The organism is Catellatospora sp. NPDC049133, assembly GCF_040648455.1.
Taxonomy (GTDB): domain Bacteria; phylum Actinomycetota; class Actinomycetes; order Mycobacteriales; family Micromonosporaceae; genus Catellatospora; species Catellatospora aurea.
Genome location: NZ_JBEZDT010000027.1, coordinates 95139 through 112427, shown reverse-complemented (window position 1 = coordinate 112427; position 17289 = coordinate 95139). Strand labels below are relative to the sequence as shown.

General features: G+C 72.0%; 19 protein-coding genes. 16 read left to right on the top strand and 3 right to left on the bottom strand.

Features of this window, described 5'->3' with window-relative positions:
- The 8 genes from AB0B35_RS28210 to AB0B35_RS28175 all read left to right on the top strand — a co-directional run bounded on the left by AB0B35_RS28210 (position 1) and on the right by AB0B35_RS28175 (position 8791).
- Complete coding sequence (locus AB0B35_RS28210) at positions 1 to 1704, top strand: CTP synthase (RefSeq protein ID WP_360534992.1); 1704 nt, start codon at positions 1 to 3, stop codon at positions 1702 to 1704.
- Between the two features lie 81 nt (positions 1705 to 1785).
- Positions 1786 to 2376 carry an NUDIX hydrolase gene (locus tag AB0B35_RS28205; protein ID WP_361050681.1) on the top strand — a complete coding sequence of 197 codons (591 nt, stop codon included), beginning with the start codon at positions 1786 to 1788 and terminating at the stop codon, positions 2374 to 2376.
- A gap of 235 nt (positions 2377 to 2611) precedes the next feature.
- Positions 2612 to 3724, top strand: coding sequence for an alanine dehydrogenase (gene ald / locus AB0B35_RS28200; protein ID WP_360534988.1), 1113 nt, complete (start codon positions 2612 to 2614; stop codon positions 3722 to 3724).
- 254 nt (positions 3725 to 3978) lie between these two features.
- Positions 3979 to 4908, top strand: coding sequence for an AAA family ATPase (locus AB0B35_RS28195; protein WP_203697899.1), 930 nt, complete (start codon positions 3979 to 3981; stop codon positions 4906 to 4908).
- 64 nt (positions 4909 to 4972) lie between these two features.
- Positions 4973 to 6004, top strand: coding sequence for a segregation/condensation protein A (locus tag AB0B35_RS28190; RefSeq protein WP_361050720.1), 1032 nt, complete (start codon positions 4973 to 4975; stop codon positions 6002 to 6004).
- A gap of 142 nt (positions 6005 to 6146) precedes the next feature.
- Entirely contained in the window at positions 6147 to 7145 is a 999-nt protein-coding gene (gene scpB, locus AB0B35_RS28185; RefSeq protein ID WP_361050678.1) for an SMC-Scp complex subunit ScpB, read from the top strand.
- Positions 7132 to 7938, top strand: coding sequence for a pseudouridine synthase (locus AB0B35_RS28180; RefSeq protein ID WP_360534984.1), 807 nt, complete (start codon positions 7132 to 7134; stop codon positions 7936 to 7938). Before scpB ends, AB0B35_RS28180 begins: the two co-directional genes overlap by 14 nt.
- A 79-nt stretch (positions 7939 to 8017) precedes the next feature.
- Positions 8018 to 8791 carry a TIGR03089 family protein gene (locus tag AB0B35_RS28175; protein WP_361050676.1) on the top strand — a complete coding sequence of 258 codons (774 nt, stop codon included), beginning with the start codon at positions 8018 to 8020 and terminating at the stop codon, positions 8789 to 8791.
- A gap of 4 nt (positions 8792 to 8795) precedes the next feature.
- Here the strand turns inward: AB0B35_RS28175 and AB0B35_RS28170 are convergent, their stop codons facing one another.
- Positions 8796 to 9161, bottom strand: coding sequence for a nuclear transport factor 2 family protein (locus AB0B35_RS28170; protein ID WP_361050673.1), 366 nt, complete (start codon positions 9159 to 9161; stop codon positions 8796 to 8798).
- A 133-nt stretch (positions 9162 to 9294) separates the two neighbouring features.
- The gene (locus AB0B35_RS28165; protein WP_361050670.1) at positions 9295 to 10155 is read right to left on the bottom strand and encodes a hypothetical protein; all 861 of its coding nucleotides are present in this window, start codon (positions 10153 to 10155) and stop codon (positions 9295 to 9297) included.
- Between the two features lie 208 nt (positions 10156 to 10363).
- Between AB0B35_RS28165 and AB0B35_RS28160 the strand changes: the two genes are divergently transcribed.
- Positions 10364 to 10906, top strand: a complete 543-nt coding sequence (locus tag AB0B35_RS28160) for an NUDIX domain-containing protein (protein ID WP_360534976.1) — start codon at positions 10364 to 10366, stop codon at positions 10904 to 10906.
- Positions 10907 to 10974: 68 nt separating this feature from the next.
- The gene (locus AB0B35_RS28155; protein ID WP_361050718.1) at positions 10975 to 11595 is read left to right on the top strand and encodes an endonuclease V; all 621 of its coding nucleotides are present in this window, start codon (positions 10975 to 10977) and stop codon (positions 11593 to 11595) included.
- A 23-nt stretch (positions 11596 to 11618) separates the two neighbouring features.
- Here the strand turns inward: AB0B35_RS28155 and AB0B35_RS28150 are convergent, their stop codons facing one another.
- A complete protein-coding gene (locus AB0B35_RS28150; protein ID WP_361050667.1) occupies positions 11619 to 11780 on the bottom strand; it encodes a hypothetical protein in 162 nt (53 codons plus the stop codon).
- Between the two features lie 25 nt (positions 11781 to 11805).
- On the opposite strand from AB0B35_RS28150, the gene cmk reads away from it, so the two are divergent.
- The 6 genes from cmk (at position 11806) to mscL (ending at position 17284) form a co-directional block, all read left to right on the top strand.
- Complete coding sequence (gene cmk / locus AB0B35_RS28145; RefSeq protein ID WP_361050664.1) at positions 11806 to 12474, top strand: (d)CMP kinase; 669 nt, start codon at positions 11806 to 11808, stop codon at positions 12472 to 12474.
- Entirely contained in the window at positions 12471 to 13895 is a 1425-nt protein-coding gene (der, locus tag AB0B35_RS28140) for a ribosome biogenesis GTPase Der (RefSeq protein ID WP_361050662.1), read from the top strand. Before cmk ends, der begins: the two co-directional genes overlap by 4 nt.
- Before the next feature lie 172 nt (positions 13896 to 14067).
- Positions 14068 to 15150 carry a 3-oxoacyl-[acyl-carrier-protein] synthase III C-terminal domain-containing protein gene (locus AB0B35_RS28135; protein WP_361050659.1) on the top strand — a complete coding sequence of 361 codons (1083 nt, stop codon included), beginning with the start codon at positions 14068 to 14070 and terminating at the stop codon, positions 15148 to 15150.
- Between the two features lie 4 nt (positions 15151 to 15154).
- Positions 15155 to 15667, top strand: coding sequence for an isoprenylcysteine carboxyl methyltransferase family protein (locus tag AB0B35_RS28130; RefSeq protein WP_361050657.1), 513 nt, complete (start codon positions 15155 to 15157; stop codon positions 15665 to 15667).
- 87 nt (positions 15668 to 15754) lie between these two features.
- The gene (locus AB0B35_RS28125; protein WP_361050654.1) at positions 15755 to 16786 is read left to right on the top strand and encodes an NAD(P)/FAD-dependent oxidoreductase; all 1032 of its coding nucleotides are present in this window, start codon (positions 15755 to 15757) and stop codon (positions 16784 to 16786) included.
- Between the two features lie 60 nt (positions 16787 to 16846).
- Positions 16847 to 17284 carry a large conductance mechanosensitive channel protein MscL gene (gene mscL, locus AB0B35_RS28120; protein ID WP_361050651.1) on the top strand — a complete coding sequence of 146 codons (438 nt, stop codon included), beginning with the start codon at positions 16847 to 16849 and terminating at the stop codon, positions 17282 to 17284.
- Positions 17285 to 17289: the final 5 nt, after the last annotated feature.

Below are 17289 nucleotides of genomic sequence, written 5' to 3'. Positions count from 1 at the left end.
GTGGTAGCAGCGCGGACGACCAAGCATATTTTCGTTACGGGAGGCGTCGCCTCCTCGCTCGGCAAGGGGCTCACGGCCTCCAGCCTCGGCACTCTTCTCACCGCTCGCGGTCTGCGGGTGGTCATGCAGAAGCTCGACCCCTATCTCAACGTCGACCCTGGGACGATGAACCCGTTCCAGCACGGCGAGGTCTTCGTCACCGAGGACGGGGCCGAGACCGACCTCGACGTGGGGCACTACGAGCGCTTCCTCAACCGTGACCTGTCGGCCAAGGCCAACGTCACCACGGGGCAGATCTACTCGGCGGTGATCGCCAAGGAGCGCCGCGGCGAGTACCTCGGCGACACCGTGCAGGTCATCCCGCACATCACCAACGAGATCAAGTCCCGGATCCGGGCCATGGCCGAGCCCGACGAGCACGGCCGCACCCCCGACGTGGTGATCACCGAGGTCGGCGGCACGGTCGGCGACATCGAGTCGCTGCCGTTCCTGGAGTCGATCCGGCAGATCCGCCACGACGTGGGCCGCGACAACTGCTTCTATCTGCACGTGTCGCTGGTGCCGTATCTGGCGCCCTCGGGCGAGCTGAAGACGAAGCCGACGCAGCACTCGGTGGCCGCCCTGCGCAACATCGGCATCCAGCCCGACGCGCTGGTCTGCCGCTCCGACCGGGAGATTCCGGCGGGCATGAAGAGCAAGCTGGCCCTGTACTGCGACGTCGACGCCGAGGCGGTGGTCTCCGCGCCCGACGCGCCGAGCATCTACGACATCCCGAAGGTGCTGCACCGCGAGGGCCTGGACGCGTACGTGGTGCGCCGGCTGGGCCTGTCCTTCCGTGACGTGGACTGGTCCACCTGGGACGACCTGCTGGAGCGGGTGCACCACCCGGTGCACGAGGTCACCATCGCGCTGGTCGGCAAGTACATCGACCTGCCGGACGCGTACCTGTCGGTGTCCGAGGCGATCCGGGCGGCCGGGTTCGGCCATCGGGCCAAGGTGAAGCTGAAGTGGGTGCCCAGCGACGACTGCCAGACCGCCGAGGGCGCGGCCAAGGCGCTCGCCCACGTCGACGGTGTGGTCATCCCGGGCGGCTTCGGCGTGCGCGGCATCGAGGGCAAGATCGGCGCGGTGAAGTACGCGCGGGAGAACCGGATCCCGACCCTCGGCCTGTGCCTGGGCCTGCAGACGATGGCCATCGAGGTGGCCCGCCACGTGGCCGGGGTCGCCAAGGCCAGCTCGCTGGAGTTCGACGAGCAGACCCCGGACCCGATCATCTCGACGATGGCCGACCAGGAGGACATCGTCGCGGGCAAGGGCGACCTGGGCGGCACCATGCGCCTGGGGGCGTACCCGGCGAAGCTGACACCCGGCTCGATCGTGGCCGAGGTGTACGGCGCGACCGAGGTCAGCGAGCGGCACCGGCACCGGTACGAGGTCAACAACGCCTACCGCCCGGCGCTGACCAAGGCCGGCCTGCACATCTCGGGCACCTCGCCGGACGGCAAGCTGGTCGAGTTCGTGGAGCTGGACCGGGAGCTGCACCCGTACTTCGTGGCCACGCAGGCGCACCCGGAGCTGAAGAGCCGCCCGACACACCCGCACCCGCTGTTCTCGGGTCTGGTGGGAGCGGCGATCGCCTATGCTCAGGCCGACCAGCTGCCCGGCGTGGCGGAGGCGGCCGAGCCGGTGGCCGCCAAGCGCTGACCCGGGCCGGACAACCGAACAAGCACGCTGGTCGCAGGCTCTTTGCCTGCGACCAGCGTCGTTTGAAGGACAGGAGCCCGTGTGTACGAGGTCGTCGGCAGCACCGAGCGGTTCAAGGGGCACATCTTCCGGGTGGTCACCGACCAGGTGACCATGCCCGGGGGAGCGGTCGCGGGGCGGGACGTGGTGCGCCACGTCGGCGCGGTGGGCGTGGTCGCGCTGGACGATGCCGGCCGGGTGGTCCTGGTCCGCCAGTACCGGCACCCGGTGGGCCGCTACCTGTGGGAGCTGCCCGCGGGCCTGATCGACGTGCAGGGCGAGGGCCTGGCCGCCGCGGCGCTGCGCGAGCTGGCCGAGGAGGCCGACCTCGCCGCGGGCCGGGTCGACCTGCTGGTGGACATGTTCACCACGCCCGGCTGCAGCGACGAGATGATCCGCGTCTTCCTGGCCCGCGACCTGTCCGAGATCCCCGAGCACGAGCGCCACGCCCGCGCCGACGAGGAGGCCGACATGCAGGTCGATCTCGTCCCCTTGGACGAGGCCGTGGCCATGGTCTTCGACGGCCGCATCACCAACGGCCCGGCCGTCGGCGGCCTGCTCGCCGCCGCCCGCGCCCGCGACGAGGGCTTCAAGAATCTCCGCCCCGCCGACGCCCCGCTCCCGCCCCGCTGACGCCCGCCGGGCGGGCGGTAAGCGGTAAATATCCGATTCAGCACTATCCTTGGGTTGATCGCAGGGCGGCAGGTCTGCCGTGTTGACACCATGTCAAGCCGGCAAGGCATCAGCTTGCATCCTGTCAAGCGCTTCGGGCTGTTTTCCGGGCCTAGACTGCCGCCGCGGGGGGTAGACCTGGGGCAACGGTGCCGTCGGGCCCTCCCGCAAGCGCAGGATCGAGGAAGGTGCAGTCGTGAAGGTCGGTATCCCCCGCGAGGTCAAGAACCACGAGTACCGGGTGGCGATCACCCCGGCGGGCGTACACGAGTTCGTCCGCAACGGACACGACGTCGTCATCGAGACCGGCGCCGGTCTGGGCTCCTCCATCACCGACGAGGAGTACGTGGCGGCCGGCGCACGCATCCTGCCCACCGCTGACGAGGTGTGGGCCGAGGGCGAGCTGATCCTGAAGGTCAAGGAGCCCATCGCCGAGGAGTACCACCGCATGCGCGAGGGGCAGGTGCTGTTCACCTACCTGCACCTGGCCGCGTCCAAGGAGTGCACCGACGCGCTGATGACGCAGAAGGTCACCGGCATCGCGTACGAGACGGTCGAGACCGCCGACCGCGCCCTGCCGCTGCTCGCCCCGATGAGCGAGGTGGCCGGCCGGCTCGCCCCGCAGGTCGGCGCGTACCACCTGATGCGCTTCGCGGGCGGCCGGGGCGTGCTGCCCGGCGGCGTGCCCGGCGTGCGCCCGGCCAAGGCCGTCGTCATCGGCGCGGGCGTGTCCGGCATGAACGCCGCGACCATCGCCCACGGCCTGGCCTTCGAGGTCACCGTGCTGGACAAGAACATCAAGAAGCTGCGCGAGGTCGACCAGCAGTTCCACGGCCAGGTCCGCACCGTCATGTCGAACGCGTTCGAGCTGGAGAAGGCGGTGCTGGAGGCCGACCTGGTCATCGGCGCGGTGCTGGTGCCCGGCGCGAAGGCCCCGACGCTGGTCAGCAACGAGCTGGTGAGCCGCATGAAGCCGGGCAGCGTGCTCGTCGACATCTCGATCGACCAGGGCGGCTGCTTCGAGGACTCGCACCCGACCACCCACGCCAACCCGGTGTACAAGGTGCACGAGTCGGTCTTCTACTGCGTGGCGAACATGCCCGGCGCGGTCCCGCACACCAGCACCTACGCGCTGACCAACGTGACCCTGCCGTACGCCGTCGAGCTGGCCAACTACGGGTGGCAGGAGGCGCTGCGCCGTGACCCCGCCCTGAAGCTGGGCCTGAACACCCACGCGGGCGAGATCACCTACGGCCCGGTGGCCGAGGCGCACGGCCTCACCGCCGTGGACGTCGACTCGCTGCTCTGACCAGTGTTTTCCTGAGGCCGGTGGCGCTTGCGCGCCGCCGGCCTCATGCTGTTCACGTCGCGCGGGGACCAGCGCCGGGTGCACGGTCGGCCGGGATCGTGAAGACACGCCGAGCCGTGGCGGTACGCCGAGGTGGTCGGTGACGTACAGTCGGACGACGACGACACGCATGCGGCCGGTCGGGGAGCTGATGGCCCACTCACGACGGTGCCTCATCCGGCCGGACGGATGTCGTCGGGAAGGGCGTAGCGGAGATGGCAGGCAACGGGCGCGCGGAGGCATGGACCTCGACGCTGCGGGCGGAACAGTCCCGCATGGACCTCGGTGCTGACCTGGGTCCGGCTGATCCGTCGGCCTACACCGCCCGCAAGGAGATCCCCGAACCGATGCCGACCGATCGGCACGGCCCGGCGCGGATCATCGCGATGGCGAACCAGAAGGGCGGCGTGGGCAAGACCACGACCACCATCAACCTGGGCGCGGCCCTGGCCGAGTACGGCCGCAAGGTGCTGCTCGTCGACTTCGACCCGCAGGGCGCGCTGTCAGTGGGCCTGGGCGTCAACCCGCACAACCTCGACCTGTCCGTCTACAACCTGCTCATGCAGGACGACGTGACCGCCGAGGACGTCATCATCAAGACCGACGTCGCCGGGCTGCACCTGCTGCCCGCCAACATCGACCTGTCGGCCGCCGAGATCCAGCTCGTCAACGAGGTCGCCCGCGAGATGGCGCTGGCCCGCGTGCTGAAGACGGTGCGCAAGGAGTACGACTACATCCTCATCGACTGCCAGCCGTCGCTGGGCCTGCTGGCCATCAACGCGCTGACCGTCGCCCACGGCGTGCTCATCCCGCTGGAGTGCGAGTTCTTCAGCCTGCGCGGTGTCGCGCTGCTGCTGGACACCATCGACAAGGTGCGCGAGCGGCTCAACTTCGACCTGGAACTCGAAGGCATCCTGGCCACCATGTACGACAGCCGCACCACGCACTGCCGACAGGTGCTGCAGCGCGTCGTCGAGGCGTTCGGCGACAAGGTGTACCAGACCGTGATCACCAAGACGGTCAAGTTCCCGGAGTCGACCGTGGCCGGCGCCCCGATCACGTCCCTGGATCCCGCCTCGTCGGGCGCGCGCAACTACCGGCAGCTCGCGCGCGAGGTCATCGCCGCCGAGGCCGCCCGCCGGTGATCGGGGCCCACCGGCCTGCACCCGCGAACTGACCTGCTGGGATACTTGCGGCGTGAGCGATCCCGTGGTGACGGCCGACCCGGCCGGAGAGCAGTCGGCTGAACCGTCCGGTTCAGGCCGCTTCACCGTGCGGCTCACCAACTTCGAGGGTCCGTTCGACCTGCTCCTGCAGCTCATCGGCAAGCACAAACTCGACGTCACCGAGGTCGCGCTGCACCGGGTGACCGACGACTTCATCGCCCACATCCGCGCCATGGGCAAGGAGTGGGACCTCGACGAGGCCAGCGAGTTCCTCGTCATCGCGGCGACCCTGCTCGACCTGAAGGCCGCCCGGCTGCTGCCCGCCGCGCAGGTGGAGAACGAGGAGGACCTCGCCCTGCTGGAGGCCCGCGACCTGCTGTTCGCGCGGCTGCTGCAGTACCGCGCGTTCAAGCAGGCCGCCGCGTTCATCGCCGACCTGGAGGCCCACGGCGGGCGGCGCTGGCCGCGCTCGGTCGCGCTGGAGGAGCGGTACGCCGAGGCGCTGCCCGACCTGGTGCTCGGCATCGGGGCGGACCGGCTGGCCAAGCTCGCGCTCAAGGCGTTCACGCCCAAGGCGGCCCCGCCGCTGGTCTCCGTCGCGCACATCCACCAGGTCCGGGTCAGCGTGCGCGAGCACGCCGAGCTGCTGCGCACCCGCCTGTTCGAGCTGGGCACCGCCACCTTCTCCACCCTCACCGAGGACTGCGAGAACACCCTGGAGGTCGTCGCCCGCTTCCTGGCCCTGCTGGAGCTGTACCGGGAGGGCCTGGTCGGCTTCGACCAGGAACTGGCGCTCGGTGAGCTGACGGTGCACTGGACCGGCGGCGAGACGGCCGCCGGCGACCTCGCGGTCGACGACTACGACGGCGACGACGAGGCCAAACAGGCCCTGGCCGCCGAGTCGCGAAACCGGCCCGACGGCGACGAGCCCGACGACGATCTTGACGACGACGAGCCGGACGACGAGCCGGCCGACCCGGAGTCGGACGCGAGCGATCCGGGTACGCAGGAGGCGGCGGCCGAGCCCGCAGCGCAACAGCCCGGCAAGGGCGGGGGAGCAGAAGACGATGACTGACAACGAGTCCCTCGAACAGCAAGCAGCCTCCTGGGTCCCCCCATGGGCCCGCACCCCCACCCCCGAGGAAAGCAAGGGCACCTTCCCATCGGATTCCGTAGAGGAAGGGCACCTTCCCATCGCGGAGCCGGAGGCTGCGCCGGTGGCGGAGCCGGCTGCGGCTGAACCGGGCGACCTCGCGGAACCCGAGCCGCAGGAGGCTCCCGAGCCGCAGGATGTCATCGAGGCGGAGGACGCGGTCGAGCCGGAGGACGCCTTCGAGACGCGCGATGCGGTCGAGGCGTTGGACGCTGTCGAGGACGTCCCGGAGCACGAGGCGGCGGACACCGGGGGGCAGGCCGACGCGTTCGACGCGCAGCCCGCAGACCCGGCCGAAGAGGCGGCCACTGCCGCGGACGAACCGGTGGCGCAGCCGGCACCGGACGCGCCGGACGAGGACGACGTGGCGGAGATCGTCGCCGTCGACGACCTCGCCGCCGCCCTCGGCCTGGACGAGCCGACCATGCCGCGCTTCGACGTGGACGGGCCGGACGACAGCGGCGAGGCCGCCGTCGGGTACGCCGGAGCCAAGCTCGCCACCCCGCCGCCCGGCCTGGCCGAGGCCGACCTCGTGCCGACCCTGGAGGCGATCCTGCTGGTCGTCGACGAGCCGGTCAGCGAGCTGACCCTCGCCGAGGTGCTGGAGGTGCCCGCCGAGCTGATCGCGGGCACGCTGATCGACCTGTCGGCGTCGTACACCCGCCAGAACCGCGGCTTCGACCTGCGCCGCGCCGCCGGCGGCTGGCGGCTGTACACCCGGGCCGAGTACGCGCCCTACGTGGAGCGCTTCGTGCTCGACGGGCAGCAGCTGCGGCTCACCCAGGCGTCCCTGGAGACCCTGGCCGTGGTCGCGTACAAGCAGCCGGTGACCCGCTCGCGGATCTCGGCGATCCGCGGCGTCAACTGCGACGGCGTCATCCGTACCCTGGTGACCCGGGGCATGATCGAAGAGTGCGGCACCGAGCCCGAGTCGGGCGCCTTCCTCTACCGCACCACCAGCCTGTTCCTGGAGAAGCTGGGCCTCGACTCCGTCGACCAGCTCCCGCCGCTGGCCCCGTTCCTACCTGACAACGTCGAGGAGATCGCTGATGAGCAGCGCTGAAGTACGAACTGAAGGCGCTGAGAGGCTGCAGAAGATCCTGGCCCAGGCCGGTGTCGCCTCCCGCAGAGCCAGCGAGGACCTGATCGCCGCGCGGCGGGTCACCGTCAACGGCAAGGTCGCCAAGCTCGGCGACAAGGCCGACCCGATCGCCGACGTCATCCACGTCGACGGCCAGCGCATCGTCACCGACGCGAACCTGGTCTACCTGGCGATGAACAAGCCGCGCGGCGTGGTCTCGACGATGGCCGACGACAAGGGCCGCGAGGCCGTCGCCGACTACATCGGCAACATCTCGACCCGGGTGTACCACGTGGGCCGGCTCGACGCCGACTCCGAGGGCCTGCTGCTGCTCACCAACGACGGCACCCTCGCGCACAAGCTGATGCACCCGTCGTACGAGGTGCCCAAGACGTACCTGGTCGAGGTCGTCGGGCCGCTGCCGCGGGTGGTCGGCCGGGAGCTGATGGCGGGCGTGGAACTGGAGGACGGCCCAGCGCGGCTGGACGACTACCGGCTCAAGCAGGCCATCGACAAGCAGGCGCTGATCGAGGTGGTGCTGCACGAGGGCCGCAACCGCATCGTGCGGCGCATGTTCGACCACGTCGGCTTCCCGGTGCAGCGGCTGGTGCGCACGGCGATCGGCCCGATCAAGCTCGGCGACCTGAAGGCCGGCCGGCACCGCCGCCTCAACGCCGGCGAGGTGGCCGCCCTGTTCAAGATCACGGATCGCAAGGGCCGCGGCGCGGCGCAGGAGGAGACGATCCGCGAGATCCCCGAGGTGTACGAGGACTAGGCCGCGTCGCCGGTCAGGGTCCCCCCGCGTGGGTATGGTGGTCGGGATCGCCGCACGCCAACCGCCAGGGAGCCGCCCGATGCAGCCGACGACCGTCACCGACCTGCCCGCCCTGCTCGCAGGGGACGCGGTGGCCGGCGCCGACCGGCCGCTGCTGACCTATTGCGACGACGCCACCGGCGAACGCGTCGAGCTCACCGCGGTCGAACTGGGCGGCCTGGCCGCGCGTACGGCCGGGCTGCTGCGCGAGGACTGCGGGCTCGACACCGGTTCCCGGGTCGCGGTGCTGCTGCCGCCGCACTGGCAGACGGCCGCCGTGCTGCTGGGCGCGTGGTCGATCGGGGCCGCCGTGTCGTTCCGGCCCTGGGCCACCGCGGGGCTCGCCCCGGTCGGCCAGGGCGAGAACGATCCACTGGACGCGCTGTTCGTCAGCCGTCAGCGGCTGGACAGCTGGCTGGAGCAGGTCCCGCAGGCGCGGCACCGCTACGTGCTCGGTCTCGCGCCCGGCGGTGCACCGCTCGACGAGGTGCCGGACGGCTACCGGGACTTCGCCGCCGACGCCTCCCGCCACCCGGCGAACCTGCCCGCGTACGGGTCGTTCGGCAGCACCGACGCCGCGAGCCCCGACGGCACCACCTACCGGCAGTGGGGCGGCCTGGCGCAGGGCGTCGCCGACCAGCTCGGCCTGCGCGCGGGCGACCGGCTGCTGGTAGACGTCGCCAAGCACGAGCAGCCCGTGATGTGGCTGCTGACCCCGCTGGCGGCGGGCGCGTCGGTGGTGCTGTGCGCGAACCTCGACCGGGCCAACCTCGACGCCCGGATCGCCGCCGAGGGCGTCACCCGGGTCATCTGAGCGGTCAGGCGTCCTGGCGCAGGTAGGTGGCGTGGCCTTCGCGGACGAGGCCGCCGTCGAAGACGAGGACCTCGTTGACCAGCTGGCCGCGGTGGTTGCGGTAGTTGATGACGACGGTGTCGATGCCGGCGTACACGGCCTCCACCGTGAAATGAAGGCCCGGCAGCCGCTTCAGGCCTTCGCCCCAGTACTCCCGCAGCGCGTCCTTGCCGCGCACGACCCCGCCGGTCTCCGGGAACAGCTGGGCCGCCAGCGGTGAGGAGAACACGACGTCGTCGTGGAAGTGCGCCAGCACCGCCGCCACGTCGTGCGCGTTCCACGCCGCGACCCAGCGTCGGCTGAACTCCGTCGCATCCAGTTCACTCGGCACAGGCGGCCCCGTCCACGCAGTGGACCCCGCCCGCCGGGACCCGACGCCTGAAACTAACCCGGTCCGGCGGCCGTACCCGGGCAGTGTCCGCTCCGTGGAACAGGCCGCGCTGCGGTCCGGTGATCCGCCGGGCTCAGTTCAGCAGTGCGTTGACGATCAGGGTCGCGTTGTCCTCGTGCTTGGCGTACGCGTCGGGGAACGCCGAGATCTGCACCGACTGCGCGGCGCGGGTCAGTGACATGTCCTCCCAGCCGTCGATCTGCACGAGGCGGCGGTAGAACGCCCCGGCCGCGTACGACGGCTGCATGATCTCCTCGACGGAGCCCCAGCTGCCGCTGGCGCGCTGCTGGAACAGGCCGATCGAGTCGTGGTCGGAACCGGTGCCCTGGTGCGGGTAGTTCAGCGACTCGGGCACGACGTGGCTGGCCACGTTGTAGAGGCGGCTCTCCTGCATGGCGGTGGCCACGCCGACGATCATCGCCCACTTGGTCAGGCCCATGGACTGGGCCTTCTTGACGATCGCGGCGGCGTTGTCCATCTGCTGGCGGTCCATGCCGGCGACCAGCTTCACGACCCGTACCACCGGCTTGGGTTTCGGCTTGGGCTTGGGTTTCGGCTTGGGCTTCGGCTTGACCGCGGGCGTGCCTGGCTTGGCGGCCCGCAGCTGCGGCAGACGGTGCAGCAGCGCGCTGCTGGTCACGTCGCCGGCGGCGAGCATGGCGGGGGAGGCCACGGCATTGCCGGGCAGCAGCCCGGCGGCGGTCGGCGGCTCGACGACGGCGGGGCCGCCGACACCGGAAAGGATCGCGACGGCGCCGACTCCGGCGAGCGCGGCTGTGGTGAGCAGGGGAGCGAGCAGGCGTTGCGCCCGGGACCGCTCGCGGCGGTGCCGAGCTTGCCAGCCGTCGTCACGGCGGTGCCGACCGGAGGCGGGGGAGCCTTCGGTGTGGGCGGTGCGGCGGTCTTGCTGATCACGGGGGGTATGCGGGGGCATTGGCCGATATTAGGAAGGCATAAGCCCAGGTAAAAGGGGGTGCTACCAGATTTCTCCCAGGGTGGTGCTGATTTAGCCCGAATTGCTCGGACTTATTCTCAAGATTGTTTCTGACCTGGGGTTTTGTGAAGCACTCTCGCGCTTCGGGCGCGCCGTAGACCGCGAGCCTGTGCCCGCGCCGGGAGCGCCGGGCACTAGCATCGGGCGGGTGACACAGACCCTGCATGCCGACGCCGTACGCCTGCTGACCGGCTGGCGCCCGCCCGCCGACGCGGCGGCCGACTGGACCGAGACGATGGCGCTGCTGGAGCAGGGTCCCCGGGTGATGGGCAAGCCGCACCCCGACGGCCACGTCACCGCCAGCGCGATCATCGTCTCCCACGACCGCACCCGCATCCTGCTCTGCCTGCACGGCAGGCACGACATCTGGTGCCAGCTCGGCGGGCACCTCGAACCCGAGGACGGCGACCTCGCCGCGGCCGCCCTGCGCGAGGCCACCGAGGAGAGCGGCATCGCGGGCCTGGTCGTCGACCCGGTGCCGGTCGACGTGGACGTGCACCACGTGAACTGCGCGGGCAGCCCCAACCGGCACCACGACGTGATCTTCCTGGTGCACGCGCCGGCGGACGCGGTGGCGCAGGTCAGCGAGGAGTCGCACGAGCTCGGCTGGTTCTCCCCGGACGCGCTGCCCAGCCCGCTGGGCACCGACACCGCCCGCGTGGTGCGCAACGCCATGGCCCGGCTGGGCTGAGCCACGTGAGGGTGCCGCACGAGCCCTGGCCGGCCGACGAGGCCGAGGCGCTGCGCCAGCAGCTCGCCCTGCGCGAGCGGGTCGAGCCGGCCGGGCCGCTGCCCGCCGTGCGGACCGCGGCCGGGCTGGACGTGTCGTACGACGAGGAGACCGGGCGGGCCGTGGCCGCCGTCGTCGTGCTGGACCTGGCCACGCTGACCGTCGTCGAGGCGGCCACCGCGACCGGCGAGGTGAGCTTCCCGTACGTGCCGGGCCTGCTGGCGTTCCGGGAGCTGCCCACGCTGGCCGACGCGCTGGAGCGGCTCGCGGTCACCCCGGACGTGCTGGTGTGCGACGGCTACGGGGTCGCCCATCCGCGCCGCTTCGGGCTGGCCTGCCACGTCGGCGTGCTCACCGGGCTGCCCGCCTTCGGGGTGGCCAAGACGCCGTTCACCGCTGCGCACGCGCAGCCGGGGCCGGGCCGGGGCGACTGGTCTCCGCTGACCGAGGACGGCGAGGTGCTCGGCCGCGTGCTGCGCACCCAGCCGAAGGTCAAGCCGGTGTTCGTCTCCGTCGGGCACCGCGTCGACCTCGACACGGCCACCGCGCTCACGCTGGCGCTGTCGCCGCGCTTCCGGCTCCCCGAGACCACCCGGCACGCCGACCAGCTCTCCCGCCGCCTGCTCGGCGGGCTGCCCGCCGCACGCTGACGGCCGGCGGGGAGTGACACGGCTCACCAGGCCGGGATGAGCACGTCGGCGCAGCCGAGCAGGCTGGGTTCGGCCAGGTCAGGGTGGGAGGGGCGGGCCGGATGTGACGCGTGGGACGTGTTCTGCGCCGCCTGGAGCCCCTCTGCCTGATCGGTGTCCGGACGGACCGGGCAGAATGGGAGCATCAAACCTAGGGGCGGAGGATGGGTCGTGGCTGAATTGCGCTGCGTGGTCGCGGTGGACGGGCCCTCGGGCTCGGGCAAGTCGACGGTGTCGCGCCGGCTGGCGCAGCGCCTGGACGCACGCTACCTCGACACCGGCGCGATGTACCGGGCGCTGACCTGGGCCGTGCTGCAGGCCGGGGTGGACCTCGGCGACCCCGACGGCATCGCCAAGGTGGCCGTCGACTGCGAGCTGATCATCACGACCGACCCCGAGCGGCCCTCGATCAGCGTGAACGGCGAGAACGTGGACGGCCCGATCCGCGGCGGCGAGGTCACCTCCGCCGTCTCCGCGGTCTCGGCGGTGCCGTTCGTCCGCCAGGTGCTCACCTCCCGCCAGCGCGCGATCATCGAGGAGTCGGCCCGGATCGTCGTCGAGGGCCGCGACATCGGCACCGTCGTCGCGCCCGACGCCGACCTGAAGGTCTTCCTGACCGCCTCCTCCGCCGAACGGGCGCGCCGGCGCAGTGCCGAGAACGCCGTCGACCACGCTGCGACCGAGGCCGACCTGGCCCGTCGCGATCACCTGGACTCCACCCGCAAGGTCAACCCGTTGCAGCAGGCCGCCGACGCGGTCGTGCTCGACTCGACCGAGCTGGGCATCGATGAAGTCGTCAGCGAGCTGCACCGGCTGCTGACGGCAAGGAAGGCAGTATGAGCAACGCAGAGTGGACCGAGCTGGAAGTAGTCGACCAGCCTGTGCCGGAGGCCGCTCCGGTCACGGCGGTCGTCACGCCGCAGCCGGTCCTGGCGGTGGTGGGCCGCCCCAACGTGGGCAAGTCCACCCTCGTCAACCGCATCATCGGCCGCCGCCAGGCGGTGGTCGAGGACATCCCCGGCGTGACCCGGGACCGGGTGGCGTACGACGCGACGTGGTCGGGTCGCAAGTTCACCGTCGTGGACACCGGCGGCTGGGAGCCCGACGCCAAGGACCGGGCCGCGGCCATCGCCGCGCAGGCCGAGGCCGCCATCGCCGCCGCCGACGTGGTGCTGTTCGTGGTCGACTCGTCCATCGGCGCGACCGACGAGGACGCGGCCGCGGTGAAGATGCTGCGCCGCAGCTCCAAGCCCGTGCTGCTGGTGGCGAACAAGGCCGACAACCAGAACATGGAGTACGAGACGCACGCCCTGTGGTCGCTCGGACTGGGCCAGCCGTGGCCCGTGTCCGCGCTGCACGGGCGCGGCTCCGGTGACCTGCTCGACGCGGTGCTGGAGGCGTTCCCGGAGCAGGCTCCGCTGGAGGACCACGTGCCGGGTCCGCGCGGCCCGCGCCGCGTGGCGCTGGTCGGCCGCCCCAACGTCGGCAAGTCCAGCCTGCTCAACCGGCTCGCCCGGGAGGAGCGTTCGGTCGTCGACTCGGTCGCCGGCACCACCGTCGACCCGGTCGACTCCCTGGTCGTCATCGGCGGCCAGACCTGGCAGTTCGTCGACACCGCCGGCCTGCGCAAGCGCGTCGGCAAGGCCAGCGGCACCGAGTACTTCGCCTCGCTGCGCACCGCCGCCGCGATCGAGACCTCCGAGGTCACGGTCGTGCTGCTGGACGCCAGCGAGGTCATCAGCGAGCAGGACCAGCGCCTGCTGTCGATGGTGTCGGAGGCCGGCCGCGGCGTGGTGCTCGCCTTCAACAAGTGGGACCTGGTCGACGCCGACCGGCGGCACTACCTGGACAAGGAGATCGACCGGGAGCTCAAGCGCATTCCGTGGGCGCTGCGCGTCAACATCTCCGCGCTGACCGGCCGCGCCGTGGAGAAGCTCGCCCCGGCGCTGCGCACCGCGCTGGCCAGCTGGGAGAAGCGCATCCCGACCGGCCAGCTCAACCAGTGGCTGACCGCTCTGGTGCAGGCGACCCCGCACCCGGTGCGTGGCGGCCGGGCCCCGCGCATCCTGTTCGCGACCCAGCCCAGCGTCTCGCCGCCGAAGTTCGTGCTGTTCACGACGCAGCCGCTGGACCCGGGCTACGTCCGGTTCGTGGAGCGCAAGCTGCGCGAGGAGTTCGGCTTCGAGGGCAGCCCGATCGACATCGCGGTCAAGCCCCGCAAGGAGAAGGGCCCCGGCGGTCGGGGCCGGACCCACGGCTGACCGTCCACGAAGCTCCGCCCGCCTTCCCGGCGCGCGGAGCTTCGTCGTATCCGGCCACCACTGCTGATCGCGGCCGTGGTCGACCGGCAGCGCCGAGTCCACTCCGGATGGCGGCGGCGCGGCCCTCGCGGCGTTCGTGGGCAGACGGACCTGCGAACGGTACTGTCGGTACATGATTCACATCGATGCGTCGGTGCCGCAGGTGGCGGCGGTACGGTTGGCGTTCCCGGCGCATCGTTACCGCCAGGAGGAGATCGTCGCCGAGTTCACCGCGATGTGCCTGCCCGGCGAGCATCCCGGGCGGGAGGTGTTCGCCCGGTTCGGACGGACCACCGGCGTGCAGACCCGCCACCTGGCGCTGCCGCTGGACCAGTACGCCGGGCTGACCGGGTTCACCCAGGCCAACGACGCGTTCATCGAGGTGGCCCAGGAACTGGGCGAGGCCGCGCTGCGGGCGGCGCTGGACGCCGCCGGAGTGCGGCCGGACGAGGTCGACCTCGTCGCGACCACGAGTGTCACCGGCCTGGCCGTGCCGTCGTTGGACGCGCGGCTGGCGGCACGGGTCGGCCTGCGACCGGACGTGAAGCGGCTGCCGCTGTTCGGCCTGGGCTGCGTCGCCGGCGCGGCGGGCGTGGCCCGGCTGCACGACTACCTGCGCGCGTTTCCGGACCAGGTCGCGGTGCTGCTGGCGGTCGAGCTGTGCTCGCTGACGGTGCAGCAGGAGGACACCACGCCCGCCAACCTGGTCGCGTCCAGCCTGTTCGGCGACGGCGCGGCCGCGGTGGTGATGGTCGGCGGGCAGCGGGCCGAGCCGGTGCCGGGCCGGCCCCGGGTGGCGGCCACCCGCAGCCGCCTCTACCCGGACACCGAACAGGTGATGGGCTGGCGGATCGGCTCCAGCGGCTTCCGGATCGTGCTGTCCAACGAGGTCGCCCCGATCGCCGAGCGTTTCCTCGGCGGTGACGTGCGCGGCTTCCTGAGCGACCACGGCCTGGACTCCGCGGACATCGCGACGTGGATCTGCCATCCCGGCGGGCCGAAGGTCATCGACACCATCGAGAAGGTGCTCGGCCTGCCCGGCGACGCGCTGACGCCGACCCGCCGGTCGCTGGCCGGCCGGGGCAACCTGTCGTCGGTGTCGGTGCTGGACGTGCTGCACGCGGCGATGGCCGGCCCGCCGCCCGAAGACCAGCCCGGACTCATGATCGCCATGGGGCCGGGGTTCTGCTCCGAACTCGTCCTGCTGAGGTGGTGACAGCGTGCTCGCGTACACCCTGCTGATCCTGGCGGTGGCCGTCGAACGGCTGGTGGAGCTGGTGGTGTCCAAGCGCCACGCGGCCTGGGCGCTGGCCAACGGCGGCCGCGAGTACGGCCGCGGCCACTACCCGTACATGGTGGCCCTGCACACCGCCCTGCTGGCCGGGTGCCTGGCCGAGGTCTGGCTGCTGGACCGCCCGTTCCTGCCCGCACTCGGCTGGACCATGCTGGCCCTGGTCGCGGCCAGCCAGGCGCTGCGCTGGTGGTGCGTGACGACGCTGGGCCGCCGCTGGAACACCCTGGTCATCGTGGTCCCCGGCCTGCCCCTGGTGGACCGCGGCCCCTACCGCTGGCTCAAACACCCCAACTACCTGGCCGTGGTCGTCGAAGGCTTCGCCCTTCCCCTGGTCCACACGGCCTGGCTCACCGCCCTCGCCTTCACCCTGCTCAACTTCGCCATGCTGGCTGTGCGCATCCGCGTGGAAGACGCCGCCCTCGCCGAGGCCACCGCATGAACGGCGTCGATCATGAGCTTGCGGACGTGTTCACGGGCGTGTCCCTACCCTGCGGCCGTGATCATCCGATGAGGCCGGGGCGGCGGCGTGGGGTTTGACGCCGACCTTCTGATCGCGGGTGGGGGGCCGGCGGGGCTGGCGACCGCGCTGCTGGCGCGGCGGGCGGGGCTGTCGGTGGTGGTGGTCGAGCCGCGCGCCGACCCGATCGACAAGGCCTGCGGCGAAGGGCTGATGCCGGGTGGGCTGGCCCGGCTGCTGGCCCTCGGCGTCGACCCGGCGGGGGTGTCGTTCCACGGCATCGCGTACCGGGCGGGGGAGCGTTGCGCCCGTGCCCGCTTCGCGGCCGGGCCGGGCCGCGGGGTCCGGCGCACCACGCTGCAGGGGGCGCTGCGCGAGCGCGCCGCGTCGGCCGGGATCGAGTGGTCGTGCGGGCGCGTCGCCGCGTTGCGGCAGGACTCCCACGGCGTCGAAGCGGCGGGGGTACGCGCGCGCTGGCTGGTCGGCGCCGACGGACTGCACTCGCGGGTACGCCGGGAGGCGGGCATCGCCTCGACGGCGGGCACCCCGGCGCGGTTCGGGCAGCGGCGGCACTACGCCGTCGCGCCCTGGTCGGACCTGGTCGAGGTGTGGTGGTCGGCGCACGCCGAGGCGTACGTGACCCCGGTCGCGCCCGACCTGGTCGGGATCGCGATCCTGCACCGGCGGGCCGGGCTGGGCTACGACTCGCTGCTCGACGGGTTCCCCGAGCTGAGGGCACGCCTGCGCGGCGCGGAGCCGGCCGGTCCGGTACGCGGGGCGGGCCCGCTGCGCCGCACCGTGCGGGCCCGGGTCCGGGGCCGGGTGCTGCTCGTCGGCGACGCCGCCGGGTACGAGGACGCGCTGACCGGCGAAGGTGTCAGCCTGGCCCTCGACCAGGCCGAGGCCGCGGTGTCCGCGCTGGTCAGCGGCGACCTCGCCGGGTACGAGGCGCAGTGGCGACGCCGCACCCGCACCTACCGCCTGCTCACCCGGGGACTGGTGCTGCTCACCGCCGCCCGGCCGGTGCGCGGCGCGGTCGTGCCCCTGTGCGTCGCGGTCCCGCCGCTGTTCCGCGGAGCGGTGAACGTGCTGGCGGGATAGGCGTCAGATCACGGTGTCGCGTCCGTGGCGCGGGCCGCGCCCTCGGATACGGTGTGGGACATGCTGAACGGCTTCAAGAACTTCATCATGCGCGGCAACGTCGTCGACCTGGCGGTCGGTGTGGTCATCGGCGCGGCGTTCACGTCACTGGTCAACCAGTTCACCGCGTCGTTCCTGAATCCGCTGATCAACCTGGTCGGCGCCAAGGACGGCAAGAGTGGCGGCTCCTTCGATCTCGTGAACGACGGCAACGCGGTGGCGTGGGGCGCGTTCCTCAACGCGGTCATCACCTTCGTGATGACCGCCGCGGTACTGTACTTCCTGGTCGTGCTGCCGATGAACAAGCTGGCCGAGCGGCGCAACAAGGGCAAGGAGCCCGAGCCCGCGCCGGTGACCGAGGACATCCGCCTGCTCACCGAGATCCGCGACGCGCTGGTCGCCGCCCGGGTGCCCGCACAGGCCACCCGCCAGGAGACCGAGCACTCGGCCGAGCGCTGAGCCGC